This window comes from Actinomyces bovis, from assembly GCF_900444995.1.
GTDB lineage: Bacteria > Actinomycetota > Actinomycetes > Actinomycetales > Actinomycetaceae > Actinomyces > Actinomyces bovis.
On record NZ_UAPQ01000001.1, the window covers coordinates 467659 to 479952 of the forward strand.

Sequence of the window (12294 nt, forward strand, 5' to 3'; positions counted from 1 at the left end):
AGATAGGGCGCGGCGCAGCCCTGGCGCCGCACTGCCAGACGACGCCCCCTGCTGCGTATCCGAGCGGTCACCCAATCGAAACCATCCTGAGCCCACCAAAAAACGCAGCAATCAGCAGGAATCCCCGCCTACACACCCCCGCCAATACCAACCGCCAGCCGATTAGTTGTTGAAAGCAAGCCAATCCCTCACCCGGCTACCACCCAACAGACAAGCAGCACCCATGAAATCAACCTAATTGATCCTCGTTAGATACGGCGTTGCTTATCGGATATGCTCCCGAAGTCATCTCACTACAGGAGCAAAACCTTGCACCAGAGCTCACGAACAATCGTTCTGCTCTCAACGCTTTCCCTGGCAGTGCTACCTGCGGTTCAGGCCCCCACCACTGCAGCGGCAGCCACTGCCACGGACACCGGTGAGGCGAATGTCGTCGTCGTCGCCAGGTTCAAGGCAGACACCATCGGTGACGGAGAAACCGGCCTCAACGCCAAGCATCCCGTGCGCCCAGACCTCAGCCGCTGGTTCCAGCTCAAATCCGAGTACGCAGACCAACACGAGCCCTACTTTGCCTCCACCCTCACACTGGACGCCTATATCCGCCACGCCTCGGCCAACCAGCGCAAGGTCTCCTCCTTCTTCCCCCAAGACGCCCCCGGCACCTCCGGCCCCAGCGCCCACGTCACCTACATAGACCTCCCCTGCACCCGCGCCGAATATGAGACCAAGCAGCCAGCCCCGGACACTCAACTGCTCAAGGACGTCGCCACTGCCTTAGACGAGCTAAATACCCCCGACTCCAAGCAGTGGGACACCAACGAGGACGGCAAAATCGACAACCTCTCCGTGCTAGTCCAGGTCCCCACCACCGAACCCATCTCCGCCTCTTCCCCCCTGCTCTGGCCACACCACGCCCGTCTCAACTCGGAAGCTACCGTCGATGACCTGAGCATCGACCACTACAACCTCATCCCCGCCCGCCACACCACCGCAGACTCCCCCGACTACACCCTGGGGCTGAACCCCAGCACCATCAAGCAGGCCTACCTCAGCACCCTCGGCCTCCAGCCGCTCTACCGAAACGAAGCCAGCCGTGAGCAAAACTCCGGACCGGTCGGCCTCTGGGATCCCATGGCCAAAGCCGCCAACCAATACCCCCTGGCACAAAGCCGCGAAGACCTGGGCTGGACCACCATCAACAGCCTGCCCACCACCCCCGGCACACAAACCATCACCCTGCACGCCCCTGGCTCCACTGCTGGCCCCGCGGCCGTACGCATCGCCCCCGGGCAGGCAAACGGCGAGTCCTTCATCCTGGAGTACCGGCAAAAAGGCGAATACCAGCCTGGACCAGCCCCCATGGACCGCCAGATCCCCCGCTCCGGCCTCCTGGTCTACCGCGTTAATCCAGCGGTCGCCGAGCACTCCAATATCACCTCCCCGGACGGTAGCCACCGCGACTACCTCTACGTCTTCCGCCCCGGCGCCACCAGCCAGCACAGCGCCGACGGCCACCTAAACGAGGCTGCCCTGACCGCACCCACTGGGCGCTTCGCCGTCGGTGGCAGCTACCACGGCATCCGCTCACGCCTGGGCTCCGCCGCCCCTTCTGCCACTCTCGACGACGGCGCCATCGTCGACTCCCAAGGCCGTAACACTGGCCTGCTTGTGCAGGTCACCGAGCAGTCAGCAGACTCCATCACTTTCACGCTGGAGGTACCCGACAGCACCACCCACCGCCCCTGGAAGACGGCCCCTATCCCCCAAGCCGCCGAGCTCAGGGTCGATGCCCTCACCCAGCCAGCCAGCGCCACCTCCCCCAAGGGCGTTGCTGCTGTAACCGTCCGCAGGCCCGACGGCAGCCTGGCCGTCGCCACCCAGAGCGACGGCACCTGGGCCTCCCTGGGCGGCCCCGAGCTGGAGGCAGGCAAACAGTGGGGCTCCCCCGCGCTGGCCTGGCTCGGCGAACAGCTCTACCTCCTGGTGCCAGACAACACCGAGGGCGCCACTCGGGTGGTGCTGTGGACCCACGACGGCAGCCAATGGACCCAAGTGGCTGAGCATCCCAGCCTCAGCTCCACCAGCCATCCGGTCCTGCAGACGCTTGGCTCCACCCTCCACGCATTGGTCGGTTCCGACGGCGAAAATAGCCAAGTACTGCGTTTAAACCCCAGTTCCGCCCTGGAGCCGGTGGGCCCCGCGCTACCTGGCCACTTGGTCTCTCCGGCACTCACCCTAACTGGCGCCGCCCCCACGGTTGTGGCCGGGCACCTGGACGATAACTCTTCCCAAGTACTGCGCCTGGAAGGGACCAGCTGGACAGTAACTAGCAGCAAACCTGGCCTAACTCGCGCCCACGCAGCGGCCACCTGGGGTGAAGGAGTCCAGGAACGCAGCCTCCTGGTCCGTTCGGCAGCCCCCGGCGTCGCCCAGTTGACCCTGCTCGACGCCACCGGCAAAGTCCTGCAGGACCTGCCAGCAAAAGGCCTGTCCGGCAGCACCAGCCTGCTGCAGCTAGTGGTCAGCGACGGCGTCGCCTACCTCATGACCGCTTCTGGCGCCAGCAACACCGTGGAGGTGCATACCTCTGCGCTGCAAGACCTGCGCAGTTGGGGCCGCTTGGGGGAAGCTGTGGCCAGCTCAAACAGTCAGGCCACCATGACCGTGTCCGCCAAGCAGGTCCTGGTGCTAGCCAAGAACCGGCAGGCCACGGACTCAGCCGTCTACACCTTCCCAGCCGTGGACCCGGCCAGCCTCCCCACGACCCCACCGAGCACCCCAGCTAGCCAGGCCAGCACGGTCACTCCCGCTGCCGCCCAGACAGGCAGCGCCACGCCCACCGCTGCTCCCAGCCCCTCGGCGACGACGTCGCCCGCGCCTAGTGCTTCAGCCAGCCCCTCTGCTCACGCCACCACGCCGACGCCGCAGCCCAGCCCGGCGGCACAGGCGGTTCCCACGCCGCGCCCAGCCCCAACCACTGCAGCTCCCTCCACGCAGGTGCCTGCACCCACGCCACAATCAGCCCCCACGCCCTACCTCCCGCCCCAGCCAAGCCCTGCCAACGACGACGAGGCTACGGCCGAACCCACGGCGAGCCTGCAGCTCGCTCCCCCAGTGCGCCCACCCCTGCTGCCACCAGAGCCACGACCGGGCCACCGCGCCACAGCTTCTGCCAGCGCCACGGCCTCTGCCACCCCCTCGGGACCCGCCAGCACCCACCCCAGCTCGGCGTCCGCTGCCAGCAGCGGGGCCACCCCCACAGCGGTCCCTTCGTCCAGCCCTCAGCCTGCAGGTGGCTCAATTGCCAGCCCCACGGCCAGCCCGACCGCAACGGCGCAAGCTACTGACGCCGCCGCAGCCTCACCGCAAACCTCCGCGAGCGCCCCGGCCACCGCCTCTGCACAGTCTCCGGAAAGCCTTCTGCCTGCGGATCCCCAGGATGGCGGCGGAGAAAACCCTGGCGAGGGCACCGACGGTGACACTAACGGTGACGCTGGCGGCACCACGGAGGGCCCAGCTGACCAGACAACTGGCGGGACGGGCGCTGAAACCGGAGGCGGGACGCGCAGCGAGGATGAGGAAGCTCCGGCCCCTGAGGTTCAGGGAGCTGCCACCAGCCCGGGTAGCTCCCTGCCTGCCGGGGCTGAGCCGCTGCCCTTACGGCGCTCTGCGGCAGCTGGAACGAAGGCTCATAGCCGGCTGGGGGCGGACACTGAGCTCAGTGCAGCTCAGGCGCGCGCCCACACGGGCCCTGCCCAAAGTCGCTCCGTTCAAGCCCGCTCGGCGAGTGCGACCAGCCTCGCGCAGTCTCTGCGCCCCGGCACCTTGGCTGCGCTGAGCACAAAGGCTGCCAAGGCCCTGTGTTCTTGCTCGGGACCGGAACTGGCCTCGCTGCTGACCGGGGGCGCTGCTCTGGGTGCTTCGGGGGCCTTCCTGTTGGTGCTACGGCGTCGTCGCGGCTGAAGCGGACCTACCGAGCACTGTTCTGGCCTGCCAGGTGGCCTGTGCCTGGCGCCCGCTAAGAAACCTGAGCCTCGCGGGAACCAGTTACTAAGGCAAGCGACCTGCAAATGGTGGTGGCCTCCTGATCCGCGTGAGCTCAGGAGGCCACCATCAGCAGCTGTTTAGGTCACTTGGGCAGACGCCCCTCGGCCTCCACTGCCTTGGTGATGGCCTCGTTCAGACGCTTTTGTGCCTCGCCATACTTGGCCCAGTCACCCGCCTTCATAGCAGTGTCTGAATCGGTGATGGCGGTCTTGGCGTCTTGCAGCGCCTTGTCCAAGTCTGCCTTCGGGTCACTAGTGCCCCCGGTTGCGGGCGCCCCAGCGGCAGGTGCGGTTGGCGTTGCAGTTGCGGAGGCCTCCGCTGAAGGCTGCGGCGTCGCCGTGCCTGCGCCAGCATCGCCTTGCCCCGCGCCAGGCTTGGAGGTGTCATTGGCCGCGCCGGAGTCGCCGTCGACCACTTGGTCGCCCGTGGTGGCTCCAGAGTTGCCGCCAAAGACCTGGTCTAGGGCGCTGGAGAGCGTATCGGCGAAGCCCACCTTGTCACCAAATAGCACCAGCACCTTGCGCAGCAGTGGGAAATGCGTCTCCCCGGAAGACTGCACGTACACCGGCTGCACGTAGAGCAAGCCACCGCCTACCGGCAGCGTGAGCAGATTGCCTTTGATGACCTGGCTTCCCTGCTGGCCGATCAGGGTGAGCACCGGGCTGGCCACCGGGTCCGTGTTGAACTTGTTCTGCACCTGGCCTGGGCCGGACACATTCGAAGAGCGTGGCAGTTCCAGCATCCGCAGTTTGCCGTAGCCGGGGGCACGCTGGCCTTTTTGCCCGGAGGCGGTCTCTGAGTCCACTGCCAGGAAGCCGGTGAGCACATTGCGGTCTGTGTTGCCGCCGATGATGTAGGCGCTGGACAGGGAGAAGCTGGCCCGCTCCTGGCCTGGCATCTGCAGGGTCAGGTAGTAGGGAGATTGGGGTGAGTCGCCATCGCGAGTCGGGTCATCCGGCACCTTCCAGAAGTCACCGCCGGAGTAGAACTCGGCTGCATCCTTCACGTGGTAGCGGGCCATAATGTCCCGCTGGACCTTGAATAGGTCCTCTGGGTAGCGCATATGAGCCATCAGGTCCGCGCTCATCTCGCTCATGGGAGTCACCGAGCCGGGGAAGATCTGTTCCCAGGCCTTGAGGACCGGGTCCTGCTCATCCCACTGGTAAAGCTTGACGGAGCCGTTGTAGGCGTCCACCACGGCTTTAACCGAGTTGCGCACATAGTTGGACTGGGCGGGTGCTCGCAGCAGTGAGGTGCGCCCCTTGGAATCTGTGACGGCCTCTGCCAGGGACTCATGCTGTGAGTAGGGGTATTCGTTGGAGGTGGTGTAACCGTCCACCACCCACACCACGCGTTTGGGTGTGGCGGGGTTGTCGTCATGGTCCACCACTGCCGGGTATGGGTTGGCGTCCAGCGTCAGCCACGGTGCCACCTTGGCCACGCGCCGGGCGGGGTCTCGGTCGTAGAGGATCTGGGAGCCTTTCCTGACCTGTCCTGAGAACAGGATGTTCACCTCGCGGAACTTGATGGCGTACAGCAGCTTGTTCCATAGATTGCCGACGTCCGGGCCGCCGTTTCCAGCAAAGCTGGTGTTCACCTGGCCATTGGAAGCGTCGTCGGGATAATCAAGTTCGTTGAGTGCGCCGTCGGCCCCTCCGACGATTGAGTAGCTGGGTGATTGGCGGCCAAAGTAGATCCGTGGCTCGTACTCGCCTAGGTCACCGCGTGAGGGGATGCCGCCTTCCCAGAAGGAGGGGGAGCCGTCGGAGGTGGCGGTGTTGCCGTGGGCGGCCACGACGCCGAAGCCGTGCGTGTACACGGTGCGGGTGTTCACCCAGGTTTGCTGCTGGGCATCCAGGCCTTCCAGGTTGAGTTCACGCACCGCCACCACCGTGTCTCGATTGACACCATTCACCTTGTAGCGGTCCACGTTCATGGAGGAAGTGAAGGAGTAGTACTGCTTTTGCTGCTGAAGCTGCTGGAAGGTGGGGGCGATGACATTGGGGTCCAGCAGGCGGATGGAGGTGGTGGATTCCGCATCCGCTTTGAGCTGCCCGGCCTCCACGGTGGTGCGGGCGTCGTAAGGCTGGGTCTCTACCTGATCCAGGCCGTAGGCGCGCAGCGTGGCGTCAATATTGCGTTGAATATAGGGGGCTTCTTCCGCCTGGGCGTTGGGTTCCACCACAAACTGCTGGACGACGGCGGGGTAGGCCCAACCAACCACCAGGGCGGAGGCCACGGTTACCACCACGCCGATGATCGGCAGGCGCCAGGATTCGGTGCGCAGCGAGTAGATGAACAGTCCGGAGATCACCACAGCGATGGCCGCGAGAATCGCCAGAGCGGGCAGCACGGCGTTGACATCCGTGTAGGAGGCGCCGTCGAATTTGGAGTTGGTGGAAGCCAGGGACTCATAGCGTCCCAGCCAGTAGGAGGCACCGCGCACCAGCGAGTAGATGGCCAGCAGCACGGTGAGGTGGAGGCGCGCTGGCCGCGTCACATGCGGCTTTCGGGTCAGGGAGATGCCGCCGTAGAGGTAGTGGACTACTACGCTGGCGATCCCCGCCAGGACCACCATATGGGTCAGGAAGTTAAGCACCAGCCGCAGCAGCGGTAGTTGGAATACGTAGAAAGACACGTCCATACCGAACTGCGGGTCCTGGACGCCAAAGGATTGCGAGTGTAGAGCCAAAAGCACCCGGTCCCAGTGCGGCACCAGGTTCCACAGGCTGGCTAGCGCTCCCACCCCCAGTGGCACAACCCAAACGACCAGGCGCCATAGCGGCTCAATCGCATCACGGTAGGCCGCCAGGTTGCGACTAGCTTCGTCCGTAGGGTCGTCTACGCGGGCGCGATGTGCCAAGCGCATGGTCAGGCCGAGGGCGGCAGCCATGGTGACCATGCCCAACAGCAACAGGCCTGCCTTGGCGCCCCAACGCGTCCAGAGCACCCTGGAGAAGCCAACCTGGTTGAACCACAGCACTTCGGTCCAGGTCTCAGCCAGGAAACCCAGGAGGATCGCCACACCGCCGAGAATCCCTACGGTCATAGCCAGTGGGCCGGGCAAGCGCGGGTTTCTGTCCGCGCTGCCACTGCCACCACGGCCGCTGCGCGGTGGCTGGCCTGCGCCTTTGGCTGCCCGGGGTTGTGAGCTGTGGGCCTGGGCGGAACCGCCTGCCTGGCCTGTGCCGGGACGCTTGCCACTCAGCCCGGAGAAGATCTCATCGGCAGCCGCCAGGAACTCCTCTGCGCTGCGAGCGGCAGCGAGACGGTCCCTTGGATGCGATTGGGGGCGGAGGCGGTCTGCGGAGTCGCGAGCCGTAGCGTCACGGGCCGCGTCGGCACGGTCAGCGTCATCGCGGCTGGTGGGGCCGGTGCCCTTGGGCTGGTCGTTACCCTGAGCGTCATCGGGCGTGGGCTCGCCGGGTTCTTGCTTGGGGGACTCGTCGTCGGGGCGGTTAGTCACGTGGACGCTCCATCTTCCGTAGCCAGGCGTAATTTCATGCTGCTATCCCCATGCTCCCACACCCGCCCCCATAGGGAAAAGCGCCCATGCAATGCGATGATTAGTTCATGACTGATTCTGTCGCCAACAGCCCCGATGCCAGCACTGACGCCCCCACCCGGCGCGGCACCGCCCAGCCCCAAAGCCGGCAGGAGGCCCTGGCGGGCACCTTAGTGGAGATCGAGGCACATATTGACCAGCTTGGCTGGGACCGCCCTGTGCTGGTCTTTGCCCTGGCGCGCACGCTGACCATGTTGGAGTCCGACCCTGACGTCGCCAAACTACTGCCACAGGAGGCCTGCGAAGAGGCACAGGCCAACCCAGAGGCGCTGACCGCGGTGCTGCAAGAGGAGCTGCCGGTAGCCTCCACCCTGGATGAGTTGCTTGGCCAACTCACTTGGCCAGAGCATATTGAAGGTGCCGCCATCTGCACTGAGTCCACGGTGGTGCCCGCGGAGGTGGATGCCCAGGCATTGGCCATCACTGACCCGCAGGAGCGCCAGGACTTCTTGGCCGCCCACCAGGAGCGCCAGGATGTGCGGATTTTGGCTGCCGCTATGCGCAGTGGTGAGAACTGGTGCGTGATGCGCACACGTGGGCAGAGCCAACTGCTGCAGGGCGAGAACCTGGTGCCTCAACTCGTTGAAGGCTTGCGCGGCACCTTCGCCTAAATGCAGGCAGCAGGCGCTTCCACCGGCCACTGCGCCGGGTGCTCTGCGCCCCTCGTCAGTGTTCCTCGGCGTCGCCTTCGTAACCTAGGGTGCCGTCCAGCAGGGAGGCTAGGTCTGCGTCCAGCTGGGATTCCCGGTCTTGGGCGGCGCGCCGCAACTCCAGGAAGTCCCCTGGCAGGTCCAGGTCTCTAGGACCAGGGGCGACGTCGGGATGGCTCCAGAAGGCGTCGCGCTCACTGACGCTAACCTGTGTGCTCAGCAGCCCCCACAGCAGCGTGGCGTCACGGGCACGGCGCGGCCGGAAGGCCAAGCCGATCAGCCGTGCGAAAACCTGCTCCGCTGGCCCGCCCTGTGCGCGACGGCGTCGCACCATTTCCTGGAGCTGTGGGGCATGCGGCAGCTGGGCCACCACCGCGTGGAAGGTGACCACCTCCACCCATCCCTCCACCACGGCCAGCAAGGTCTCCAAGCGCGTCAGTGCCGCCTGTTGGGCGGCAGTCTCTTGGGGCGCGAACATGCCCGAGCGCAGGGCCTGCTGCAGGGCCTGCGGATCGTTGGGGTCCACCTGGGAGACGGCCTCTTCCACAGCGTGGTGGTCAATGCGAATCTCGCGGGCGTAGGCGTCGACAGCCGCCAGCAGCTGCCCGCGCAGCCAAGGCACATGCGCATACAGGCGCGCCGCAGCCGCCTCGCGCACGGCCAGGTACATGCGTACTTCAGCTTCAGGCACGTCTAGTCCCTCCGCGAAGGCCTTCACGGAGGCTGACACCAAGGCGGTGCCAGGCTGCTTGCAAAGGGGCAGGCCGACATCGGTGGAGGAGACCGACTCGGTGGCCAGCTGCCCGATGGCCTGGCCCATTTGGAGAGCAAAAGCAGTCCCGGCCATCATCCGCATCATGGAGCCAATCGCGCCCAGTTGCATGCTTTGTTCACCCAGCTGTGCGGGCAGCTCATTGATCTGGTTTATGAGGGCCTTGGTCAGGGCTTCCGTGGCGGCGGCAGCTACCGGCGCACACACCTCCTGCCACACGGGGAGAGTGCGCTCCACCCAGTCGCTACGGCTCCAGGCTTCGCGTAGCCCCGGTGCTGGCAGAAAATCCGTGCAGGAGTCCAGCCACAGATCCGCCACGATTAGGGCCTGCCGGATCTCCTCCGCCTCAGCCGCCGTAACTGGCAGGTCTCCGCCCGCGCGAGCCTGCTGCAGGGCTAGATCCTTGCCGATCTTCCAGTTGATGGGCTCCCCAGACTGGGCGGAGAACATTTCCTGGAGCTGTGCACGCATGGCCAGAATCTGGCTGGGGCTCATCTGGGAGAGCTCCTGCATGCCTCCCATTTGGGTGAGTTGCTCAGCATCCATGCCGGAGGCTCGCAGGGCGGCGACGGCGTCGGCAGCACCCTGCTCACCGAGCATAGAAGCCAGCAGGCTTTGCAGCTGCTCAAAGGGGTCCTCATTAGTGGGGGCCACAGCTCCTCCTTAGTGCGGGCCGTTGTGTGGCCCTCGCCCGGGTGCATACCGGATTGATATTGCCACGCCAGGCGGTCCGGTTGCAGCGACCTCGCTCTGGGCCAACCGTATGCGCGCTCGGTGAAACAGGGGGTCTACTCCCCTGGGCAGCTCCCAGGCTCACAGGCCATGATGGCACCTGTGAACCAGCCCGACGACGTCATGCCCCGCAATCCAGCCCAAGTGGACCCCACGCCCCCACTGCCAGCCGCCGCCCCAGCTGCGGGTTACGAGTTCAGTACAACTGAGCGCGCAAACCAGCGGCGGCAGAATGTGGGCAGGCTTGTGGTGCTCGTGATGGTCTTGGCCCTCGCCGTGTTTTGGCTGGTGCAACTGCCCCAAGGAAAGGTCATTGAGAGTCCCGGCCCCACCTGGGATGTGCTCTCCCGCACCGAGGGCAGCTCCGAGCAGGCTGGCACCGACCTAATCACGGTCTCTGGCGCCCCCACCTACGCCACCTCCGGCAAGATGCGCATGACCACCGTATCCGTCAGCGGCTGCCCCGGGCACCCAATCACCGCCTTCGACGTCATTGGCGCCTGGTTCTCCTCCGACCAGAAGATCGTGGACCGGGAACAGGTCTGCCCCGCCAAACTCAGCCGCAAGGAAATTGACCAGCAGTCTCAGGCCCAGATGACCAGTTCCCAAGATGCTGCCGTGGTGGCGGCACTCATGGAGTCAGGGGCGGCCACCACGATGACTTTGACTATCAAAGGCGGCGCTTCTGAGCAGACGCAGGGGCTTTTCAAAGACGGCGATGTGCTGCGCGAGATCACCTTGGAGGGCACCACCACCAAGATCACGACCTTCAGCCAGCTACGTGACCTGCTAGCCAAGACTCCGGTAGGAAGCAAAGCCGTGCTGGGGATCGAGCGAGACGGGCAGCCCAGCACCGTTGAACTAAACACCCAGGCACCCCAGGGCTCAGGACGCCAGGGCTCAGTCTTGGGGGTGTTCCTTCACGCCAAGGCCGACTCGGAGGTGGACGCCAAATTCGCGCTACAGGACGTGGGTGGCCCCAGTGCAGGGATGATGTTTGCGCTGGGGATCGTGGACAAGCTGACCCCTGGCACCATGCTCACAGGCCAGGACGTGGCGGGCACCGGCACCATTGATATCTCCGGAAACGTGGGGCCGATTGGCGGCATCGCGCAGAAGATGCGCGGGGCAGCCCGGGACGGAGCCAAGGTCTTCCTGGCACCAGCGGCCAACTGCAAGGAAGTGGTGGGAGAAGAACCTGAAGGAATGCAGGTGGTGGCCGTCAGCAATCTGCATGAGGCGGTGGAAGCCGTAACGGCAGTGGGCCAGGGGCAGACCGCTGGGCTCAAGACCTGCCAGGCCGTGCTGGCACAAGGCTGAAAGACTGGGTCAGAGCAGCAAACTGAGTTATCCACAGATTTGACTCTCCTCGCCCACGGCCTGCCTTAGGCTGCCAGGCTTCTAGTCGTAGGCGCTTTCCCTGAGCCTGCGACAAGGAGGTCATCATGCATCTGCGCGCCGGTGCTCCCGTGCTGTGGCGGGAGCCGGGAGTTACTCAGATCGGGTCCACGCCGGGACGCGCCGTCGTCTTATCAAATTTGCAGCCCCGCGATCAGCTCCTGTTGGAGCAGCTCTCCTACAGCGCGAAGCCAATAGACCTTATGGCGATGGCGAGCAGGTTTGGGCTGCCACGTAAGGAAGCGAAGCGTTTGGCGCAGGCGCTCATTTCCGGTGGCGTCCTAGCGCCAGATCAGGTGCCAACGCCGGTTAACGCGGACGAGGTGTACTGGGACGGCTTGGTCTTTGATGCGCGAGCGCGCAGTCGCCGCCTGGCCCGCGCCATCGTGGGGGTATTGGGATCAGCAGCCCGCACTCAGGCAAGTCTGCTGCGGTCAGCGGAGCCGCAGCCCCCAATGCTCACGCTAGCGCCGACGGCTTTGCCGGAGGCCAAGCCCGGCCAGCCGGATCCGCTAGTCCTTTCCCTGGCCTGCCATCTGGCAACCGCTGGTGTGGGCACTGTGCTGGTGCATCGGGACCGGGCGACGTCGCAGGCGCTGCGTCAGCGTCACCCGGCACTGGTGCAGCATGCACCCCTGGACACGCGCCCGGATTTAACGGTGAGTTTGTCCATTGGGGCCACTGATCTGGTACAGGAGCGGCGCCTGTTGCAAGAAGACCTGCCGCATCTCCTGGTCACGGTGCGGGAAACTGGCCTGGAACTGGGGCCGGTGGTGGTGCCGGGCCAAACGCCGTGTGGCATGTGTTTAGAGCAATGGCGCCAGGAAGCAGACCCGAGCTGGCCTGAGCTCACTTTGCAGCTGCAGGCCTCGCCGCGTCCCGCAGTCGAATCTTTGTTGGCGGAGCAGGCAGCAGCACTGGCAGCCCGAATGGTGCTGGATGCCTTAACCGGCCGAGGCAAGGCCTGGTGGGGCACGAGCGTTGAACTAACCGCGGTGGACCCACTGGGGTTGGAGCGGCGCTGGGAACCGCACCCGGACTGCGGTTGCCTGGCCGCCAGCGCCAACCGCCATGCTGGCGAGGCTTAGCGTCGGTGCTAACGACTCGCTGACCGTGACAGGGTGCCAACC

6 protein-coding genes are annotated in these 12294 nt (G+C 65.4%); 4 read left to right on the plus strand and 2 right to left on the minus strand.

Features of this window, described 5'->3' with window-relative positions; genetic code table 11:
* Positions 1-309 precede the first annotated feature (309 nt).
* Positions 310-3963, plus strand: coding sequence for a hypothetical protein (locus DR039_RS02020; protein ID WP_111835716.1), 3654 nt, complete (start codon positions 310-312; stop codon positions 3961-3963).
* Between the two features lie 166 nt (positions 3964-4129).
* Here DR039_RS02020 and DR039_RS02025 read toward each other — a convergent pair whose 3' ends face one another.
* Positions 4130-7513 carry a UPF0182 family membrane protein gene (locus tag DR039_RS02025; RefSeq protein ID WP_407641260.1) on the minus strand — a complete coding sequence of 1128 codons (3384 nt, stop codon included), beginning with the start codon at positions 7511-7513 and terminating at the stop codon, positions 4130-4132.
* Positions 7514-7620: 107 nt separating this feature from the next.
* Here DR039_RS02025 and DR039_RS02030 point away from each other — a divergent pair, with 107 nt between their 5' ends.
* Positions 7621-8223 (plus strand): PPA1309 family protein, encoded by a 603-nt coding sequence (locus DR039_RS02030; RefSeq protein WP_111835717.1) that lies wholly within the window; start codon positions 7621-7623, stop codon positions 8221-8223.
* 55 nt (positions 8224-8278) lie between these two features.
* Here the strand turns inward: DR039_RS02030 and DR039_RS02035 are convergent, their stop codons facing one another.
* Complete coding sequence (locus DR039_RS02035) at positions 8279-9634, minus strand: zinc-dependent metalloprotease (protein WP_111836008.1); 1356 nt, start codon at positions 9632-9634, stop codon at positions 8279-8281.
* 225 nt (positions 9635-9859) lie between these two features.
* On the opposite strand from DR039_RS02035, the gene DR039_RS02040 reads away from it, so the two are divergent.
* Both DR039_RS02040 and DR039_RS02045 read left to right on the plus strand, forming a co-directional pair.
* Positions 9860-11086 (plus strand): YlbL family protein, encoded by a 1227-nt coding sequence (locus tag DR039_RS02040; protein WP_407641265.1) that lies wholly within the window; start codon positions 9860-9862, stop codon positions 11084-11086.
* 125 nt (positions 11087-11211) lie between these two features.
* Positions 11212-12252, plus strand: coding sequence for a hypothetical protein (locus tag DR039_RS02045; RefSeq protein WP_111835719.1), 1041 nt, complete (start codon positions 11212-11214; stop codon positions 12250-12252).
* Positions 12253-12294 lie beyond the last annotated feature (42 nt).